This is a genomic window from Mycobacterium sp., assembly GCF_004298145.1.
Taxonomy (GTDB): Bacteria; Actinomycetota; Actinomycetes; order Mycobacteriales; family Mycobacteriaceae; genus Mycobacterium.
Map to the genome: position 1 here is coordinate 171,997 of NZ_SCRH01000030.1, position 20,151 is coordinate 192,147.

A 20,151-nucleotide genomic window follows, 5' to 3' on the forward strand; every position below is an offset into this window, starting at 1 on the left:
TATCCAACAGTTGCCTTCAACTGGTAACTGATAAACGGTGGCTCGCATCTTGGTGACGTGGATGCCACCATTCGGTGGGACCGCCCGGCACCGGCGCTGCACGCAGTAGCGGCAAAGCCGGCCGGGCGATCGGGTCATTCGGACCGGACAGGCGGGATATGAGGGGACAAGGACACCAGAGTTTCGTCGATGAGCTGGCCCGGTTCGCCGACGGCCTCGTCGACCCGCGCGTGACGGCGATCGCCCGGCGAGCCGCCGCGCCCCTGCGCGTGGTCGTTCGCGGCCGCCGGGGCGTCGGTCGCCGCACGGTCGCCCGCGCCCTGGACCGGGCCGGAAGCGCGTCGGGGATCTCGGCCGACCTCCCGGTGCCGTCGCCGGCGCCCGACCCCGGCGCCGACGCGGTGGTCTACGTGGTCGCGGAGGTGGTCAAGCCCGAGGACGCCCACGCCATCGCGGCCGCCGAGCACCCCGTGGTGGCGGTGCTGAACAAGGCCGATCTGGCGGGCTCGTTGTCGGGCCGGGGCGGCGACGGGCCGGTCGCGGCGGCGCGGGCGCGGTGCGCCGATCTGTCGGTGCTGATCGGCGTGCCCATGGAGCCGATGATCGGCCTGCTGGCGGTCGCGCTCGACGACCTGGATGACGGTCTGTGGGAAGCGCTACATGCGCTGGCCACTCATCCCGGCGCCGCCGCGTGCCTCGACGGCTCGTTCGCCGGGTTCCTGGCGGCGGACGGCCCGGTGCCGACCGGCGTGCGTCAGCGCTTGCTGGACACCCTGGACCTGTTCGGCACCGCGCTGGCGGTCGCCGCCATCCGCCAGGGCAGGACCCCGGCGCAAGTGCGCACCCTGTTGCGCCGGATGAGCGGCGTCGACGCTGTCCTGGCCAAGATCGGCGCGCTCGGCGCCGAGGTTCGGTACCAGCGGGTGCTCGAGGCCGTCGGGGAACTGGAGGCGCTGGGCGCGGGCGGGGGCGGGCTCGGCGAGCAGATCGGCGGATTCCTGTCCCGCGACGACACGGTGGTCGCCCGGATGGCGGCGGCCGTGGACCTGGCCGAGGCGGCCGGGTTGGATGCGGACAATTCCGGGTTGGCCGACGCGGATCGCGACCCGTCCGCGCACCTGCCCCGCGCGGTGCGATGGCAGCGCTACAGCCGCGCCTCGGTGAGCGAACTGCACCGCACCTGCGCCGCGGACGTCGCCCGCGGATCGCTGCGGCTGTGGTCGCGGGCCTGCGCGTCGCTGCCGGGGGAATCCTGGTGAGCGGCGAGGGAAACAACGATCCCGTCGCACAGGTGGACGCCCTGGTGGCAGCGGTCGCGCCGGGCCTGGATCCGCCGGCCGTTCACCGCAGCGACGTGGTGCTGGTGACCGGCCCGTGGATGGCCGGGGTGAGCGGGGTGGCCGCGGCGCTGCGGGAGCGGCTGCCGCAGCACAAGTTCGTGGAGTCGACGGACCTGGGACCCGGCGAGGTGCCGATGGCGGTGGTGTTCGTCGTGTCCGCGGCGGCCCACCTGACGGGCTCCGACTGTGCCCTGCTGGAAGCCGCGACCGAGCACACCGACGCGGTGGTGGGGGTGGTGTCCAAGATCGACGTGCACCGCACCTGGCGTGAGGTGGTCGCCGCCAACCGCGCCGCGCTGGCCGCGCACGCGCCGCGCTATGGCCGGGTGCTCTGGGTGGGTGCGGCGGCGCTGCCCGATCTGGGTGAGCCGGACGTCGACGAGCTGGTCGACGCCGTCTCGGCGCAACTCGACGACGCCGACCTCGCGCGGCGAAACAGGTTGCGGGCGTGGGACTCTCGCTTACGGGCGGTCAAGGGGCGGTTTGACCGCGACGTCGAGGGCTCCGGCCGGCGGGCGCGGGTCGAGGCGCTGCGCGAAGAACGCAGCACCGCGTTGCAGGAGCGGCGCCAGGCCAAGAGCGAACGCACCATCACGCTGCGCGGTCAGATCCAGCAGGCCCGGGTGCAGTTGTCCCACTCCGCACGTAACCGGTGCGCGACCGCGCGCACCGAACTGCAGGAACACGCGGCGGGAATGTCGCGGGGCGACATGTCCGGCTTCGAGGCGCACGCGCGCGCCCGGCTCGACGAGGTGGTGGCCGAGGTCAGCGACGGCACCGACACGCAACTGGCCGACATCGCACGGGTGGTGGGTGTGCCGATGGACCTGCCTGCGCTCGAGAAGCTCCCGGAGGTGGACGTCTCGGCGCCGCCGCTGAAGCCGCGCCGGCAGGAAACCTGGTTGATGATCCTGCTCGGCGTCGGGTTCGGACTCGGGGTGGCGCTCACGCTGAGCCGGCTGATGAGCGGCGTGGTCTCGCGGCTCAACCCCGCACTGGCCGTCGTCGCGGCCGTGGTGTGCGTCGCGATCTCGGTGGCGCTCACCTTCGTGGTGATCAACATCCGTGGCCTGCTGCGCGACCGGGCGCTGCTGGACCGCTGGGCGGGCGACGCGACATCCTCGCTGCGGTCGGTGGTCGAGGAGCTGGTCGCGACCCGGGTGCTGGTCGCCGAGGCGTTGTTGAGCAAAGCGTTGCTGGCCCACGACGAGGCCGAGAACGCGCAAGCGTCCGCCGCCGTCGACGTCATCGACACCGAACTGCGCGAGCACGCGCTGGCGGCGGCGCGAGCCGCGGCCGCGCGGGATCGCGAGATGCCCGCCGTCGCCGCCGCGCTGCAGGCCGTGCGTGCAGAACTCGGAGAACCGGGTATACAACCGCCTGAAAGTCCAGCCGAAGACGTCGGCGGTGAGGAGACCGAAAAACCCGCTGCGAGGAGCGAAGATGGCGACCCGTCGGGAGCTTCTGAATCGTTGTTGTGAGAAGGCTTATACCCGCCCGAGACTTCCCCGACAAGTTCCTCACGATAACCTGTAGTTAACGCCACCAAGTCCTTAATTATGTGGGCGACGGCATACCGAGCAGCACCAGCCCGATACGCAACGAATCCAGGAGAGTTCGATGACCTCAGCGACCATTCCCGGTTTGGACACAGCACCCACGAACCACCAGGGCCTGCTGTCATGGGTGCAGGAGGTTGCCGAGCTCACCCAGCCCGACCGGGTGGTTTTCGCTGACGGCTCCGATGAGGAGTTCAACCGGCTGGCCGGGCAACTGGTCGAGGCCGGCACCCTGAAGAAGCTGAACGAGAAGAAGCACCCCAACTCCTACCTGGCGCTGTCCGACCCGTCGGACGTGGCGCGGGTGGAGTCGCGGACCTTCATCTGCTCCGAGCGCGAGATCGACGCCGGCCCCACCAACAACTGGATGGACCCGGCCGAGATGCGGGCCACCTTGACTGACCTGTACCGCGGCTGCATGCGTGGCCGCACCATGTGGGTGGTGCCGTTCTGCATGGGTCCGCTCGGCGCCGACGACCCGAAGCTGGGTGTGGAGATCACCGACTCCGAGTACGTCGTCATGTCGATGAAGGTGATGACCCGGATGGGCAAGGCCGCCCTGGAGAAGATGGGCGACGACGGGTTCTTCGTCAAGGCGCTGCACTCGGTCGGTGCGCCGCTGGACGAGGGCCAGAAGGACGTGCCGTGGCCGTGCAGCGAAACCAAGTACATCACCCACTTCCCGGAGACCCGCGAGATCATGAGCTACGGCTCCGGCTACGGCGGTAACGCGCTGCTGGGCAAGAAGTGCTACTCGCTGCGGATCGCCTCGGCGATGGCCCACGACGAGGGTTGGCTGGCCGAGCACATGCTGATCCTCAAGCTCATCTCCCCGGAGAACAAGGCGTACTACTTCGCCGCGGCGTTCCCGTCGGCGTGCGGCAAGACCAACCTGGCCATGCTGCAGCCCACCATCGAAGGCTGGCGCGCCGAGACGCTCGGCGACGACATCGCGTGGATGCGCTTCGGCAAGGACGGCCGGCTGTACGCGGTCAACCCCGAGTTCGGCTTCTTCGGCGTCGCACCGGGCACCAACTGGAAGTCCAACCCCAACGCCATGCGCACCATCGAGGCGGGTAACACCGTCTTCACCAACGTGGCACTCACCGACGACAACAACGTGTGGTGGGAGGGCCTGGAGGGCGACCCGCAGCACCTGATCGACTGGAAGGGCCGCGACTGGACGCCCGAGTCCGACGAGAAGGCCGCCCACCCGAACTCGCGCTACTGCACGCCGATGTCGCAGTGCCCGATCCTGGCCCCGGAGTGGGACGACCCGCAGGGCGTGCCGATCTCGGGCATCCTCTTCGGCGCCCGCCGCAAGACCACGGTGCCGCTGGTGACGCAGGCGCGCGACTGGCAGCACGGCGTGTTCATGGGCGCCACCATGGGCAGCGAGCAGACCGCCGCCGCCGAGGGCAAGGTCGGCACCGTGCGCCGCGACCCGATGGCCATGCTGCCGTTCCTGGGCTACCACGTCGGCGACTACTTCCAGCACTGGCTCGACCTGGGCAAGAACGCCGACGAGTCCAAGATGCCGAAGGTGTTCTTCGTCAACTGGTTCCGTCGCGACGCCGACGGCGGCTTCCTGTGGCCGGGCTTCGGCGAGAACAGCCGGGTGCTCAAGTGGATCGTCGACCGCATCGAGCACCGGGCCGGCGGCCAGGACACCCCGATCGGGATCGTGCCGAAGGCCGAGGACCTCGACCTGGACGGGCTCGACGTCAGCAGCGACGAGGTGGCCCAGGCGCTGGCGGTCAATGCCGCCGAGTGGCGCGAGGAACTGCCGCTGATCGAGGAGTGGTTCGACTTCGTCGGCGAGAAGCTGCCGACCGGCGTGCGCGACGAGTTCGAGGCGCTCAAGCAGCGGCTGTCCGAAGCGGGCTGAGCCCGCGGCGTGCGGATCGGTTGATCAGCCGTCCAGCCGGCGAATCGGGGCAGGGTCAAAGGCGGTCTACCCGACTGCATTATGGCTGGTGAAGCACGCCGCGCACCGGGCTCGCCCATCGCCGGCCGCGACCACTTAACACCCGTCAAGTTCGGCGGCGGTACAGTCTGCGCATGCAGATCCGCCCGTACACTTCCGGTCACGGAGGCGCCGACAAACCTGCTGTCATCCTGTACCCGTCCGGGACGGTCATCACCTTCGACGACCTCGAGGCCCGCGCCAATCGATTGGCGCACCGGTTCCGCCAGGCGGGTCTGCGCGAGGGTGACACGGTCGCCATCCTGATGGAGAACAACGAGCACATCCACGCGGTGATGTGGGCGGCTCGACGCAGCGGCTTGTACTACGTGCCCATCAACACCCACCTGACCGCGGCGGAGGCCGCCTACATCGTCGACAACAGCGCGGCCAAGGCGATCATCGGCTCGGCCGCGCTGCGCGAGACCTGCGCCGGCCTGGCCGAGCATCTGCCGCGCGGGCTACCGGAGCTGTTGCTGATCGCCTCCGGGCAAGGGGACGCCGACCTGCCGGGCTGGGAGCGTTACCCGGAATGCGTTGCCGGCCAACCGGATACCCCGATAGATGACGAGATCGAGGGTGACCTGCTGCAGTACTCGTCGGGAACCACCGGCCGGCCCAAGGGCATCAAACGCGAATTGCCGCACGTCCCCCCGGCCGAGGCGCCCGGCATGATGTCGGCGCTGGTCGGTTTCTGGATGACGCCCGATTCGGTCTATCTCAGCCCGGCCCCGCTGTACCACACGGCGCCGTCGGTGTGGTCGATGAGCGCGCAGGCCGGCGGCATCACCACGGTGGTGATGGAGAAGTTCGACGCGGAAGGCTGCCTGGATGCCATCCAGCGCCACCGGGTCACCCACGGCCAGTTCGTGCCGGCGATGTTCACCCGCATGCTGAAACTGCCTGAGAAGGTTCGTCATTCATACGATCTGGGCAGCCTGCAGAGGGTGATGCACGCGGCGGCACCGTGCCCGGTGGAGATCAAGAAGCAGATGATCGACTGGTGGGGGCCGATCATCGACGAGTACTACGCCTCCTCGGAAGCGATCGGCGCGACGTTGATCAGCGCCGAGGAGTGGCTGGCGCATCCGGGTTCGGTCGGCAAACCGATGGACTGCGAGACGCACATTCTCGACCAAGACGGCAACGAGCTGCCGCCCGGCCAGGCCGGCGAAATCTACTTCGAGGGCGGGCACTCGTTCGAATACCTCAATGACCCAACCAAAACCGCGTCATCGCGTTCCAAGCACGGCTGGGCCACCGTCGGCGACATCGGCTACCTCGACGACGAGGGCTACCTGTATCTGACCGACCGGCGCCACCACATGATCATCTCCGGCGGGGTGAACATCTACCCGCAAGAAGCCGAGAACCTTCTGGTCACCCACCCCGAGGTGATGGACGCGGCGGTGTTCGGTGTTCCCGACGACGAGATGGGCCAGCGCGTCGTGGCGGTCGTGCAGACCGTCGATCCCGCGGACGCCACCGACGCGTTCGGCGAGGAGCTGCTGGGCTGGCTGCGGGATCGCTTGGCGCACTACAAATGCCCGCGATCGATCGCCTTCGAAGCGCAGCTGCCACGCACCGACACCGGCAAGCTCTACAAGAACGGGCTGATCGAGAAGTACTCGGTGTGACCGATGCTGCGGGTGGTCGACCTGTCGAGCGCGCCGGCGGACGGCCCGGCGTCACCGCCCGGCGTGATCGTCGCCGTCGGCTCGGCCGCCGACATCGCTCTCGCCGGATTCTGGCTTGACGCAGCGACTTTCACCCTGACCGAGGACGCCTGCGCCGACCGCCGGGTCGTCACCGTCGATTCCGTGTCCGATGCGCTGGGCGAGCTGACCGAACGCTGCCGACGCTGGCCGCACGCCAGCGGGATCTGTGACGACGTGTTGCGCGCGGTGGACCCGCGGGGGCCGACGCTGTCGGCGGTCGTGACCGAATCGTTGGGGTATTCGACGCTGCAGGCCGGCCCGGAGTTCGCACGGTGGCTCCACGAACGTGGCCCGGTCCGCATGCCCGACATCACCGACCCGGTGCGCGCGCGCCGCGACGGCGACATCGTGCGCATCGCCTTCAACCGGCCGCAGCGCCACAATGCGTTCTCCACCGATGCGCGCGCCGCGCTGTTGGAGGCGCTGGCCGTCGCGCAGCTGGACCCCTCGGTGGCCGGTATCGTGTTGAGCGGCAACGGTCCGTCGTTCTGCAGCGGCGGGGACCTCGCCGAATTCGGCACCTTCGCCGACCCGGCCAGTGCCCATCTGGCCCGCACCCGCTACAGCCCCGCGCTGGCACTCGATGCGCTGACCACCCGGCTCGGCCGGGCGTGCCGCGCCGAGGTGCACGGCCGGGTGATGGGCAGCGGCTTGGAGATGGCGGCCTTTTGCGGGTGGGTCACCGCTCGCGGCGACACGGTGTTCGGCCTACCCGAATTGTCGCTGGGGCTGATCCCCGGCGCCGGTGGCACCGTCAGCGTCACACGCCGGATAGGACGTTGGCGCACAGCGTATCTCGTGCTCTCCGGCCACACCGTCGACGCCGAAACCGCGCTGGCCTGGGGGCTGGTGGACGAGGCCTAGCGAGCAAGGTCCGCTCGTCCCGCATCCCACGTCCCGCATCCCACGTCCCGCATCCCACGTCCCGCCTCCCACGTCCCGCCTCGCCTCCCGTGTCCCGCCTTCCGCGTCGCGCCTCGCGCCTCGCGCCTCCCGCGTCCCGTGGACAAGATTACGGATATCGAAAACATATATCGAAATCCCTTGTGTCACTGTCGTTTGAGGGGTAACAATGCGCCGGTTCTTGTCGGTGGGCCCCGATAGTTTCGCTGTATGAGTTCGGGCGCCATCATCGATCGGGACGCGATCACCGCGGTCTTCGATGCCCTCGATGACGCGATCGAGGGCGTGGGGGCACTGTGTTTCGACGCGTTGACCCCCCGAGAGTGCCTGGCGCTCTTGGAGCGCTGCGAAAGCGTACGTCGGCGGCTGCCGGTCCCAGAGCATCAGTTGATCAATCACCTTGCCCGCCAAGCCAGCACTCAAGAACTGGGCGGCAAGCTCGATCACGCGCTAGCCGATCGGCTCAGGATCAGCCGCGCCGAGGCCGCCCGACGCGTCAAAGAGGCCGCCGATTTGGGTCCACGCCATGGCCTTACCGGTGAACCGTTGCCGCCGTTGCTGGCCGCCACCGCCGCCGCCCAACGCCGCGGCGAACTCGGCGCCGGTCACGTCGTGGTGATCCGCCGCTTCTACCGCCGCCTGCCCGGCTGGATCGACCAGGGCACCCGCGAGCGCGTCGAAGCCGACCTGGCCGGCCACGCCGCCCACCACCGGCCCGAGGAACTCGACGGCTTGGCCTACACCCTGGCCGATTGCCTCAACCCCGACGGCCTCTACCGCGACGAGGACCGGGCCCGCCACCGCGCCCTGACCCTGGGTCGCCAGCAACCCGACGGCATGTCGGAACTGCGCGGCCTGATCACCCCCGAACTACGCGCCACCATGGAAGCCGTCGTCGCCAAACTCGGCGCCCCGGGCATGTGCAACCCCCTCGATGACACCCCGTGTGTCGATGGCGCACCCAGCCAAGACGCCATCGACCGCGACCCGCGCTCAGCGAGCCAACGCAACCACGACGCGGTCAATGCGGCACTGCGCGCACTGTTGGCCTCGGGCGAGCTCGGCCAGCACAATGGGTTACCGGCCTCCATCATCGTCACCACCACCCTGGCCGAACTGGAGGCCGCCGCCGGGTGGGGTCTGACCGGTGGGGGCACCATCGTGCCGATGAGCGATGTGATCCGCCTGGGCCGCCACGCGCATCATTACCTGGCGATCTTCGACAAGGGCAAAGCCCTGGCGCTCTACCACACCAAACGCCTCGCCTCCCCCGGGCAGCGAATCGTGTTGTACGGCATGGCCCGCGGCTGCACCGCACCGGGCTGCGACGTCAAGGGCTACTACTGCGAGGTCCACCATGTCACCGACTACGCCACCTGCGGAACCACCGACATCAACAACCTCACCTTCGCCTGCGGCCCGCATCACCGCATACTCGTGCCCGGCGGCTGGAGCACCCGCAAAAACTCCCGCGGCGACACCGAATGGATCCCACCCCCACACCTCGACCGGGGACAACCCCGCACCAACACCTTCCACCATCCCGAAAAACTGCTACACGACGGAGACGACGACCCCGGTTGACGTTGGGACAGAGCGCCTTCGGCGTCGCAGGCTATTGACGCTCGGCTCAGAAGCCCGAATAGGTGGTGGTGGTCGTCGACGGGATGGACGAAACGATCGCTGCGAACATGGCGAACCACAGCACGACGCCGATCACCACGGCGACCGCGCCCACGATCGCGCCGATGATCGCCCACCTCTTGGCGTTGTTGGCCGCCTCGTGCGCCTCGGCGTAGCGGCCCTGCGCCCATAGCCCGGAGACCTTGGTGGAGTAGACGATCGAGACGATCCCCAACGGCAGGCAGCACAGCACCGTGCACAGGATCGCCCAGACCAGATAGTTCTCGGGCTCCTGCTGGCCCTGCCAGCCCGGCTGGGGCGGTGGCCATCCCGGTGGCTGGCCCGGCCACCCCGGTGGCTGCTGCGCCTGATACCCCGGCGGCGGCTGGCCTCGCCAGTCCGGTTGCTGGCCTTGCCATTCCGGTTGCTGACCCGGCCATTCTGGCGAACCTCCGGGCGGCGCGGGAGGATAACTCATGGCGGCTGCCTTTCCCTTGGGTTCAGAAGTCAGGTAAATATACTCCCAAACCTCTTTCTCGGGCCGCGAGATTGGCGACGCCGGGTCAGATCCCACCCCGCGTCACCAGTTGCCGGGCAATCACATTGCGCTGGATCTCATTGGTGCCCTCGCCGACGATCATCAGGGGCGCGTCACGGAAGTAGCGTTCGACGTCGTATTCGGTGGAATAGCCGTAGCCGCCGTGGATTCGCACCGCGTTCAGCGCGATTTCCATCGCCACCTCCGAGGTGAACAGTTTGGCCATCCCGGCTTCCATGTCGCAGCGTTCGCCGCTGTCGTAGCGCTCGGCGGCATAGCGGGTGAGCTGACGCGCCGCGGTGAGTTTGGTCGCCATGTCGGCCAGGTAGTTGCCCACCGACTGGTGCTGCCAGATCGGCTGCCCGAAGCTCTCCCGCTGCTGGGCGTAGGCCAGCGCGTCCTCGAGCGCGGCGGTGGCCACGCCGAGGGCGCGGGCGGCCACCTGGATGCGCCCCGTCTCGAGACCCTTCATCATCTGTGAAAAGCCTTCGCCCGCAACGCCACCCAGTATCGCGGTTTCCGGTACCCGGAAACCGTCGAACGACAGCTCGCAGGACTCCACGCCTTTGTAACCCAACTTGGGCAGATCCCGGGAAACCGTCAGGCCCGGCCCGTGCTCGACGAGCACGATCGAGATGCCCGTGTGGCGCGGCTTGGCGTTCGGGTCGGTCTTGCACAACAGGGCGATCAGCCCGGAGCGGCGGGCGTTGCTGATCCAGGTCTTGGAACCGTTGATCACCAGTCCACCCGTGTCGTCGCTGAGCGCGGTGGTCGCCATGTTCTGCAGATCCGATCCGCCACCGGGCTCGGTCAACGCCATGGTGGCGCGCACCTCGCCGCTGGCCATCCGCGGCAGGTAGGCCCGCTTCTGGTCCTCGGTGCCGAACAGCGTCAGCAGCTTGGCGACCACGGTGTGCCCGCCCATCGCACCGGCCAGGCTCATCCAGCCGCGCGCCAGTTCCTCGGTGACCCGCACGTAGCACGGCATGGACACCGGCGAGCCGCCGTATTCGTCGGGCACGGCCAGCCCGTAGATGCCTATTCGTTTCATCTGCTCGATCCACGCCTCGGGATAGGTATTGGCGTGTTCGACCTCGCGAACGCTCGGTTTGACCTCACGGTCGACGAACGCCCGCACCGTGGCGACCAGCATGTCCTCTTCGTCATTCACCTGTGAGCACCTCACCGATTTGCGCCGAACGTCGACTTGATGAGCAAAAACCAGCGAATTGACACCAACAAGCCGACGTTGGGGGCTTGATCCGGATTGACCCCCGATTCCACAGCCTGCCAGCATGTGGCGTTGTGACTAGTGATGGGTATGCGCGGATTCGCGAGGGTGGACCGTACTTCGACGACCTCTCGGTGGGGCAGGTGTTCGACTGGGCGCCATCGACGACGCTGTCGTCCGGCTTGGCGGGCGCGCACCAGGCGATCGTGGGAGACCGGCTGCGCCTGGCGCTGGACGCCGACCTGTGCACGGCCGTGACCGGCCTGCCCGCGCCGCTGGCGCACCCGGCGCTGGTGTGCGACGTGGCGATCGGGCAGTCGACGCTGGTGACGCAGCGGGTCAAGGCCAACCTGTTTTACCGCGGCCTGGTGTTTCACCGGTTCCCGATCATCGGTGATTCCCTCTATACCCGCACCGAAGTGGTTGGGCTGCGGGCCAATTCGCCCAAGCCGGGCCGGGCCCCGACGGGTCTGGCGGCGCTTCGGATGATCACGATCGACCAGGCCGATCAGTTGGTGCTCGACTTCTACCGCTGCGGCATGCTGCCTGCCGGCCCGGATTTCCATCCAGACAACGCGCCGCACGACGATCTGTCCACGATCGGCGCCGACGTGCCCGGCCCGGCCCACGATCCGGCCGCGCAATGGGACGGCGAGGTTTTCCGCACCAAGGTGCCCGGGCCGCACTTCGATCCCGGCCTGGCGGGCTCGGTGCTGCACAGCACCGCAGACGTCGTCAGCAGCGCCCCCGAACTCGCCCGGCTCACCCTGAATATCGCTGCGACCCATCATGATTCGCGGGTCGGCGGGCGCCGGCTGGTGTACGGCGGGCATACCATCGGCCTGGCGCTCGCGCAGGCGAGCAGACTGCTGCCCAACCTGGTGACCGTCCTGGGTTGGGAGTCGTGCGATCACACCGGTCCGGTGCACGAGGGTGACACCCTCTACAGCGAGCTGCACGTCGAATCCGCCGAGCCGACCGATCACGGCGGCGTGCTGGGGCTGCGGTCGCTGGTGTATGCGGCCGGCGACGCGGCGGGTGAGCCGGGCCGGCCGGTGCTGGACTGGCGGTTTCGCGCGCTGCAGTTCTGACGCCGATGTGCGCCACGAGCACAATGGGGGGCGTGAGCTCGGCCGCAACCGACTGGGGAAGTAGCGGGCTGGCATACCTGACCGGCCTGCCCGGCGGGCCCGCCGACTTCTCCCGCGCCCGCGTGCTGTCCCGTGCGCACGAGGTGGCCGGGGCCGTCGCCGACCGGTGGGACATCGGCGTCGACGCGGCCGGGCTGCTGACCGGACGTGCCGCCCTGCTGGGGTTGACCCGCGCCGGCCGGGTGTCACCGGGCGGGGCCACCCGCTTGCTGGCGGCGTGCGACGGCTGGTGCGCGCTCACCCTCTCCCGCGCCGACGACCTCGCTGCCGTCCCCGCGCTGCTGCAGGTCGACGAGGTACCCGTCGACCCGTGGCCGGTGCTGCAACGGTGGGCGGCCGCCCGTGCGGTGTCCGGGATCGTCGAGCGGGCGGCGCTGCTCGACATCCCGGCGGGTGGCCTGGGCGAGGTGACGGCCGCGCCGCCGCGCATACGGCGAACCGGACCGCCGGCGGGGCCGCGTGCGCCGCGGGGTCTGCTGGTGGCCGATCTGTCCTCGATGTGGGCGGGCCCGCTGTGCGGGCAGCTGCTGGCCCGCGCCGGGGCGACCGTCGTCAAGGTGGAAAGCCCGCGGCGCCCGGATGGCACCCGGGCCGGCGACCGCTCCTTTTTCGACTGGATGAACAGTGAAAAACTTTGCTATGGAATCGATTTCGATAACCAAACCGACGAACTGCGCGAGCTGCTCGCCGTCAGCGACATCGTCATCGAAGGCTCCCGCCCGGCGGCGCTGGCGCGCCGGGGCCTCGGGCCGGACGACGTCGCACCGCGGCCTGGCCGAATCTGGTTGCAAGTCACCGGTTATGACGGACGCAGGCCGGGATTCGGGGACGACGCCGCGGTGGGCGGCGGCCTGGTGGGGACCAGCGCCGAGGGGCCGGTGTTCTGCGGCGACGCCATCGCCGACCCGCTGACCGGGCTGCAGGCGGCGTGGGCGGTGGCGGAATCCCTGGCCCGGGGCGGCGGTGAGCTGATCGCCCTGTCCATGGCGGCCGTCGCCGCGACCTACGCGGCGTTGCCGATCGAGCCGTCGGTCTCGCCGGCTCCCGTGTCGGCCCCGCCGGCGCCGCCGGCATCGCGGCCGGCGTCCGGGCCCGGCGCCGACAACGGGGCCGTGCGCCAGCTGGTCGGCCAAAGGCGTTGCCTGCCATGCTGATTCAGCGGGCAACCCTGCTGGACGGGACGGTGACCGACATCCGGGTGGGCGCGCAGATCGAGGAGATGGCGCCTCCGGATGAGGGTCTGACCCCCAGGGCGGGGGAGGGTGTGCTCTACGCGCGCGGCGGAACCGTGCTGCCCGGGCTGCACGACCACCACGTGCACCTGCGCTCGGCGGCCTCGGCGCTGGATTCGTTTTTCGTCGGGCCGCCCGGGGTCAGCACCGAATCACAGCTCACCCAATTGCTGGCGAACGCCACACCGGGACCCGACGGGTGGATTCGCGCTGTCGGCTACCACGATTCGGTCGCCGGAGAACTCGACCGGACCGCGCTGGACGCGATGGTCCGCAACGTTCCGGTGCGCATCCAGCACCGCAGCGGCGCGCTGTGGATCCTCAACTCCGAGGCGCTGGGCCGGGTCGGCTTGGCCGAACACCCCGACGGGCGCCTGCGCAGCGCCGACCGCGGGTGGTCGCAGGCGCTGGACCGACGCGAAACCGACCTCGCCGAACTCAGCCGCCGCATCACCGCGACCGGCGTCACCGGCGTCACCGACGCCACCCCCGATCTCGACGCCGACGACATGGCCTCGCTGTCCGCGGCACACGGCCGCGGCGAGTTTCGGCCGCGTCTCAGCTTTTTGTCCCCGGGCAAGAAAATTCTGTACGACGACCGCCTTGACCTCGATGACCTCACGGAATGGATTGTCCGGCAGCACAACACGGGGCAGGCGGTCGCCGTGCACTGCGTCACCGCCGCCCAGCTGGTGGTGACCATCGCGGCCCTGCGCGCGGCCGGTGGCCACCCGCAAGACCGTATCGAGCACGCCGCGGTGGTGCCCGACGAGAACTTGGCCGACCTGGCCGACCTCCAGATCACGGTGGTCACACAGCCCAACTTCGTCGTCGAGCGCGGCGACCAATACCTCGCCGAGGTTCCCGCCGACGAGCACGATCAGCTGTGGCGCGTCGCCGCGCTGCGCAACGCGGGGGTCCCGGTCGCGCTGTCCACCGACATGCCGTTCGGCCACGGCGACCCGTGGACGGCGATGCGCGCCGCGGTGCACCGCACCACACCGAGCGGTGCCGTCCTGGGTGGCGGCGAATGTGTCTCGGCGTCAGCGGCTTTGGCGATGTTTCTGGGCCGGCCGGATCAGCCGGACCGGGTGCGCGCCGTGCATACCGGGCAGCCCGGGGACCTGTGCGTGCTCAGTGAGCCACCGGCGACGGCGCTGGCCGAACTCGACGCCGGCATGGTGGCGGCCACCGTCATCGGCGGTGAGCTGGTCTACTTCGGGATGTGACCGGCGATCAGGGAGCCGGGGTGAGCGCCGAGCGCAGAATATCGCATTGGCTGTCGAAAAACTGTTGCGACACTTGCAGTTTCGGTGCGATCAGATCGAATCCGTGGAAGGCGCCCGGAATGATCTCGACCTGGCATGGCACCCCGGCTGCCCTCAGCCGTTCGGCGTAGGCCAGGTCTTCGTCGTGGAACAGGTCGTGCGTGCCCACACCGATCCACGCCGGCGGCAGTCCGCTCAGGTCGTCGCGCCGTGCGGGCACGGCGACCTGCGGGTCCGCGCTGCCCAGGTATGCGGCCCAGCCGAATCGATTGCTGCGGTTGTCCCACAGCCGGTAGTTCGCGCTGGGCGCGGTGGCCGAACTTCGGTCGTCGAGCATGGGATAGGTCAACAGCTGGAACGAGGGGCTCACCTCGGCGCGGTCGCGGGCCAGCAGGGCCAGGGCCGCCGCAAGGCCGCCGCCGGCACTGGCGCCCCCGATGGCAACCCGGTACCGGTCCACCGACGGCAGTCCGGCCAGCCAGGTCAACGCGGAATAGCAGTCTTCCAGCGGCGCCGGATACGGATGTTCGGGCGCCAGGCGGTATTCCACCGATGCGACGGTGATGCCCAGCCGCCTGCTGAACCCGCTGCACAACCGGTCGTCCTGCCGGGCGTCGCCGATCACGTATCCGCCGCCATGGATCCACAGCAGCGCGGGCGCCGGCTCGCTGACGCCGACGGGCCGGTACAGCCGGACGCCGGTCCCCGAATTCAGCGTGATCACCTCGACGTCGCGGACGGGCTTGCCGAGGCGGCTACGCAGCGGCATCAACGCCCGCATGATCGGCAAGCTCCTGGGGCCGACGAGCCGCCGGGGGGCGAAACGGGCAATTCGTCGCAGGTCGGGGTGAACATCGTTGTTCGGCACCGATCAAGTATCACCGACGGGGAGAATCAAAGGACCGCTATCTGTCATTCATGACATCGGGAGGCAGCGTGCCCCAGCTTGCGGCGCGGTTCGTCGACACCACCCTCGGCACGCTCAGGGTCCAGGTGAGCGAGGGACCCGGGCCCGCCATCCTGCTGTGGCCGAGCCTGCTGATGACGGGCGACCTGTGGGCCGGCCAGGCCGCCCGCTTCGGCGACAGCCATCGCCTGGTGCTCATCGATCCGCCCGGCCACGGCGGCAGCACGCCGCTGCGCGCGTCGTTCAGCTTTCCTGACTGCGCGCGCTGCGTGGTCGACCTGCTGGACGGGCTCGGCATCGATCGGGCCCACTTCGTGGGCAATTCCTGGGGCGGGATGATCGGCGGCACCTTCGCCGCGCTGCACCCGGACCGGCTCGATCGCGCGGTGCTGATGAATTGCACGGCGTCCAAAGCTGGTGTCGCGCAAAAGGTGCAGTATGCGGCCATGCTGTGGCTGGCGCGAATGCTCGGCGGCATCCGGGGGCCGCTGACGCGCTCGAGCATTCGCGCCTTCCTGGGGCCGACCACGCTGCGCACCCGCCCGGATGTCGTCGATACCGTGCGGGCGAACGTGGCGGCGGTGGACGCCGATTCGGTCCGCTGGGCGGTGCGCAGCGTGGTCTCGGCCCGGCCGGATCAGCACGCCCTGCTGGGCCGTGTCACGGCGCCGGTGCTGGTGGTCGCCGGCGCCGAGGACGCCACCTTCCCGGTGGCCGAAACCCGGGCCATGGCCGAGTCGATTCCCACCGCGTCGTTCACGGTGCTCGACGGGGTCGCGCACCTCGCGGCGCTGGAGGACCCCGCCCGCGTGAACGAGCTGCTGGAGTCGTTCCTGTTCGGATGACGGCGCGCCCACAGCGCCGCACCGCGACACATCCGTCGAACCGAAACGGCCGCCGCCACGTGGCCCCGAACGGGCCCGCGCAGGGCCCGTAAAGCAGTGGATTAACCGGGCCGCGATCGGGGTATCGGTGCAATGCTGGCGAACGTACTTGCCGTCAGCTTGTTGGGGTTTGCCGGCTCGTGTTCGCGACGTCCCGCATGGGGCCGAGCGTCCGCAGGCCGCCCGATCGGCCGCGACGCGAGGGACGTGACATGCTGGGGCAACTTTACGATCGGGCACTTGGCGGGGAGCGATGTTGGATCCGCCATGACGACGGCGAACTGCGGCCGCTGCCGGCACACCGCTGGCTGGGTGTGCGATGTCCCCCGAACGGCTCAGACGTATCCGGTGACGCCTTCGACGAGGTTTTCGACGAAGCCGTCACGCGGCTGTGCACCGGGCCGACCATCGAGCTGGGCTGCGGTCCGGGACGGTTGGTGGCGAGGCTGATCCAGCGGGGCATACCCGCGCTCGGTATCGACCGGTCCGCGACCGCGATCCAGCTGGCGGGCCGCGGCGGCGCGCCGGCCCTGTTGGGCGACGTGTTCGAGGAGCTGCCCGGAATGGGCCTGTGGCAGACGGTGTTGCTGGTCGACGGCAATGTCGGGCTCGGCGGTGACCCGCTGCGCATTCTCGGGCGCGCCTTCGAGCTGCTGGCCCGTGGCGGCCGCTGCGTCGCCGAATTCGAGGCCGAGACCATCGGCATCCGGTCGCGATGGGTCCGCCTCGAGTCGGCGTGCGAGGTCGGGCCCTGGTTTCGCTGGGCGACCGTCGGGGTGGACAGCGCCGCCGCGCTGGCCGCGCAGGCGGGACTCACGCTGACCGGTGTCCGCCTGATCGGCGACCGGGTGATCGCCAGCCTGGCGGCGGTGTGAGCGTGTCGTACGCAGCTAAATCTGCTTTGCGCAGCGAACCGCCAAATATGTTCCAAACAGGGTGAATAGCCCGTTTAGCGACACCGTCGGGCAAAGCGTGATCGCAACCACGGCCGGTTCTGGGTAAACGTCGGTTTCGGCGACCTACCCGGGGGTACAGTTCCCGACATGACGGCGAACCAACGGGGCATCACACCGTGGGTGAAATGGTTGCTGCGGGCCGGTCCCGCCGACTATGCGCTGGCGCTGAGCGTGGCCGGGGCGTCGCTGCCGGTGGTCGGCAAACACCTCGAGCCGCTGGGCGGCATCACCGCGATGAGTGTGTGGGGTGCGCGGCACGCGCCGGAGGCGATTTCCGCCGCCACCAAGGACTGGTTCACGCCGGGAATCGGCGACGTGCGGCGCCGGGACCGGGAGAGCACGCAGCAGGTCTCCCTCGCGGCGTTGCGGGGGGTCGTGTCGGCGGCGGACCTCGAGATGGACTGGCCCGCGGCCGAACGGACACCGCCGATTTGGGACAGCCTGCGCCAGCGCCGCCACCTGTATCGCCGCGGCGTCCACTACGGGGACCACCCCGCGCAGGTGCTCGACGTCTGGCGTCGCAAAGACCTTCCCGCGCAACCCGCGCCGGTCCTCATCTTCCTGCCGGGCGGCGCCTGGGTGCATGGCAAGTGCATGGGTCAGGGGTCCGCCCTGATGTCGCGGCTGGCCGAGCAGGGGTGGGTGTGCCTGGCGGTGGACTACCGCGTCGCGCCGCACCACCGCTGGCCCCGCCACATCGTCGACGTCAAAACCGCCGTCGCGTGGGCGCGCGCCAATGTCGACAAGTTCGGCGGCGACCGCAATTTCGTTGCGATAGCGGGGTGTTCGGCCGGCGGTCACTTGTGCGCGCTGGCCGGGCTGACCCCCGACGACCCGCAGCATCGGGCGAAGCTGCCCGAGGGCGCGGACACGTCGGTGGACGCGGTCGTCGGGATCTACGGCCGCTACGACTGGGAGGACCGCTCGACGCCGGAGCGGGCCCGGTTCGTCGATTTCCTGGAGCGGGTCGTGGTGCGAAAGTCGATGGCCCGTCACCCCGAGGTTTACCGGGCCGCGTCGCCGATCGCCCGCGTGCACCGTAATGCGCCGCCGTTCCTGGTGATTCACGGCAGCAAGGACAGCGTCATCCCCGTCGAGCAGGCGCGCAGCTTCGTCGAACGCCTGCGGGCCGTGTCGCATTCGACGGTGGGCTACCTGGAGTTGCCCGGCGCGGGCCACGGATACGACCTCATCGACGGCGAGCGCGCCGGCGCCGCGGCCCACGTCGCCTCGCTGTTCCTCAACCAGGTTTATCGCACCAAGACCCGGATCGCGGCAAAAGAGGTTATCTGAGCTGGCGCCGCTGAGTATTGTCCCTCTATGGGTAAGGGGCAGCGGTGAAGAGGCTTAGCGGCTGGGACTCGGTGCTGCTGTACAGCGAAGCACCGAACGTGCACATGCATACCATCAAAGCCGCCGTGATCGAGCTGGACGCCGATCGGCGTTCCTTGGACGTCGACGCGTTTCGCGAAGTCATCGGCGGTCGGCTGAACAAGCTCGAGCCGTTCTGCTACGAGCTCATCGAGGTGCCGCTCGACTTCCACCACCCGATGTGGCGGGAGAACTGCGAGGTCGACCTCGACTACCATATCCGCCCGTGGCGGTTGCCGTCGCCCGGAGGCCGCCGCGAACTGGACGAGGCGATCGGGCAAATCGCCAGCACCCCGCTCGACCGCAGCCGCCCGCTGTGGGAGATGTACTTCGTGGAAGGCTTGGCCAACAACAGGATTGCGGTGGTCGGCAAAATTCACCACGCGCTCGCCGACGGGGTCGCGTCGGCGAATTTGTTGGCCCGCGGCATGGACCTGCAGCCGTGCCCGGAGGGCCGACCGTACCTGTGCGACCCGCCGCCCACCACGCGGCAACTCGTGGCCTCGGCGTTCGCCGACCACGTGCGCCACGTCGGGCGGCTGCCGCACACCATCCGCTACACCGCGCAGGGTGTCGGCCGGGTGCGCCGCAGCGCCCGCAAATTCTCCCCGGAACTGACGCGGCCGTTCGAACCGCCGCCGACTTTCATGAACCACAAGATCACCCCGGAGCGGCGGTTTGCCACCGCCACGCTGGCGTTGGCCGATGTCAAGGAGACCGGCAAGCGGCTGGGGGCGACGATCAACGACATGGTCCTGGCCATGTCGACCGGCGCGCTGCGCACCTTGCTGTTGCGCTACGACGGCCAGGCCGTACCGCTGCTGGCGTCGGTGCCGATGAGCTTCGACTTCTCGCCCGAGCGGATCTCCGGCAATCGTTTCACCGGCGTGCTGGTGGGCTTACCGACCGATTCCGACGATCCACTGGAGCGGGTGCGGTGCAGCCACGAGAACGCCATCGCGGCCAAGGAAAGTAACCAGTTGATGGGACCGGAGCTGGTCAGCCGGTGGGCGGCCTACATGCCACCCGGTCCCACCCAGGCCTTCTTCCGGTGGGCGTCCGGCCGCGACGGCCACAACAAGATCCTCAACCTGAACATCTCCAATGTCCCCGGACCGCGGGAGCGCGGCCGGGTGGGCGGGGCGCTGGTCACCGAGATCTATTCGGTGGGCCCGTTGACCGCCGGCAGCGGGCTCAACATCACCGTGTGGAGTTATGTCGATCAGCTCAACATCTCGGTGCTCACCGACGGGGCCACGTGCGAGGACCCGCACGAGGTGACCGAAGCCATGGTCAACGACTTCATCGAAATACGCAGGGCCGCAGGGATTTCGGAAAACCTCACCACCATCGACGCGGCGATGGCGCCGGCCTGATCGGCTCGGGTCGGTCGGTAACGGGGCCCGGCGGTAACCCGAATCTCTCCGGGACGTTAACGCCATTCCCGTCGACCGCTACCATCGGTCCGACAGGAGCCACCGATACCTGAAGGAGCCGTGCGGCA

The 20,151-nt window shown here is 69.3% G+C and carries 16 protein-coding genes; 13 read left to right on the top strand and 3 right to left on the bottom strand.

The window, feature by feature from the left end; all coding sequences use genetic code 11:
• Positions 1-158 precede the first annotated feature (158 nt).
• The 6 genes from EPN51_RS11260 (at position 159) to EPN51_RS11285 (ending at position 9,070) form a co-directional block, all read left to right on the top strand.
• Positions 159-1,259 carry a hypothetical protein gene (locus EPN51_RS11260; protein WP_293042079.1) on the top strand — a complete coding sequence of 367 codons (1,101 nt, stop codon included), beginning with the start codon at positions 159-161 and terminating at the stop codon, positions 1,257-1,259.
• Entirely contained in the window at positions 1,256-2,821 is a 1,566-nt protein-coding gene (locus tag EPN51_RS11265) for a hypothetical protein (protein WP_293042082.1), read from the top strand. The genes EPN51_RS11260 and EPN51_RS11265 overlap by 4 nt, the downstream gene beginning before the upstream one ends.
• 139 nt (positions 2,822-2,960) lie before the next feature.
• On the top strand, positions 2,961-4,787 hold the full coding sequence (locus EPN51_RS11270; RefSeq protein WP_293042084.1) for a phosphoenolpyruvate carboxykinase (GTP): 1,827 nt from the start codon (positions 2,961-2,963) through the stop codon (positions 4,785-4,787).
• A 173-nt stretch (positions 4,788-4,960) separates the two neighbouring features.
• Complete coding sequence (gene fadD4, locus EPN51_RS11275) at positions 4,961-6,502, top strand: fatty-acid--CoA ligase FadD4 (RefSeq protein WP_293042087.1); 1,542 nt, start codon at positions 4,961-4,963, stop codon at positions 6,500-6,502.
• Between the two features lie 3 nt (positions 6,503-6,505).
• Positions 6,506-7,447, top strand: coding sequence for an enoyl-CoA hydratase/isomerase family protein (locus EPN51_RS11280; RefSeq protein ID WP_293042090.1), 942 nt, complete (start codon positions 6,506-6,508; stop codon positions 7,445-7,447).
• Between the two features lie 249 nt (positions 7,448-7,696).
• Positions 7,697-9,070, top strand: coding sequence for an HNH endonuclease signature motif containing protein (locus tag EPN51_RS11285; protein ID WP_293042092.1), 1,374 nt, complete (start codon positions 7,697-7,699; stop codon positions 9,068-9,070).
• A gap of 46 nt (positions 9,071-9,116) precedes the next feature.
• Here the strand turns inward: EPN51_RS11285 and EPN51_RS11290 are convergent, their stop codons facing one another.
• Positions 9,117-9,587, bottom strand: a complete 471-nt coding sequence (locus EPN51_RS11290) for a CD225/dispanin family protein (RefSeq protein ID WP_293042095.1) — start codon at positions 9,585-9,587, stop codon at positions 9,117-9,119.
• Positions 9,588-9,672: 85 nt separating this feature from the next.
• Complete coding sequence (locus tag EPN51_RS11295; protein ID WP_293042097.1) at positions 9,673-10,818, bottom strand: acyl-CoA dehydrogenase family protein; 1,146 nt, start codon at positions 10,816-10,818, stop codon at positions 9,673-9,675.
• A 134-nt stretch (positions 10,819-10,952) separates the two neighbouring features.
• On the opposite strand from EPN51_RS11295, the gene EPN51_RS11300 reads away from it, so the two are divergent.
• The 3 genes from EPN51_RS11300 to EPN51_RS11310 are packed head-to-tail and all read left to right on the top strand — an operon-like array spanning position 10,953 to position 14,490.
• Positions 10,953-11,969: a MaoC family dehydratase gene (locus tag EPN51_RS11300; protein ID WP_293042100.1), complete on the top strand. Its 1,017-nt coding sequence runs from the start codon at positions 10,953-10,955 to the stop codon at positions 11,967-11,969.
• Positions 11,970-11,992: 23 nt separating this feature from the next.
• Entirely contained in the window at positions 11,993-13,183 is a 1,191-nt protein-coding gene (locus tag EPN51_RS11305) for a CoA transferase (protein ID WP_293042103.1), read from the top strand.
• Entirely contained in the window at positions 13,177-14,490 is a 1,314-nt protein-coding gene (locus tag EPN51_RS11310; protein ID WP_293042105.1) for an amidohydrolase family protein, read from the top strand. Before EPN51_RS11305 ends, EPN51_RS11310 begins: the two co-directional genes overlap by 7 nt.
• A gap of 7 nt (positions 14,491-14,497) precedes the next feature.
• On the opposite strand, the gene EPN51_RS11315 is transcribed toward EPN51_RS11310, so the two are convergent.
• On the bottom strand, positions 14,498-15,397 hold the full coding sequence (locus EPN51_RS11315; protein ID WP_293042108.1) for an alpha/beta hydrolase: 900 nt from the start codon (positions 15,395-15,397) through the stop codon (positions 14,498-14,500).
• A 50-nt stretch (positions 15,398-15,447) separates the two neighbouring features.
• Here EPN51_RS11315 and EPN51_RS11320 point away from each other — a divergent pair, with 50 nt between their 5' ends.
• The 4 genes from EPN51_RS11320 (at position 15,448) to EPN51_RS11335 (ending at position 20,023) form a co-directional block, all read left to right on the top strand.
• The gene (locus EPN51_RS11320) at positions 15,448-16,281 is read left to right on the top strand and encodes an alpha/beta hydrolase (RefSeq protein ID WP_293042109.1); all 834 of its coding nucleotides are present in this window, start codon (positions 15,448-15,450) and stop codon (positions 16,279-16,281) included.
• Positions 16,282-16,532: 251 nt separating this feature from the next.
• On the top strand, positions 16,533-17,195 hold the full coding sequence (locus tag EPN51_RS11325) for an SAM-dependent methyltransferase (RefSeq protein ID WP_293042111.1): 663 nt from the start codon (positions 16,533-16,535) through the stop codon (positions 17,193-17,195).
• A gap of 168 nt (positions 17,196-17,363) precedes the next feature.
• Positions 17,364-18,569, top strand: a complete 1,206-nt coding sequence (locus EPN51_RS11330; RefSeq protein ID WP_293042113.1) for an alpha/beta hydrolase — start codon at positions 17,364-17,366, stop codon at positions 18,567-18,569.
• A 44-nt stretch (positions 18,570-18,613) separates the two neighbouring features.
• The gene (locus tag EPN51_RS11335; protein WP_293042116.1) at positions 18,614-20,023 is read left to right on the top strand and encodes a wax ester/triacylglycerol synthase family O-acyltransferase; all 1,410 of its coding nucleotides are present in this window, start codon (positions 18,614-18,616) and stop codon (positions 20,021-20,023) included.
• The last annotated feature ends 128 nt before the right edge of the window (positions 20,024-20,151 follow it).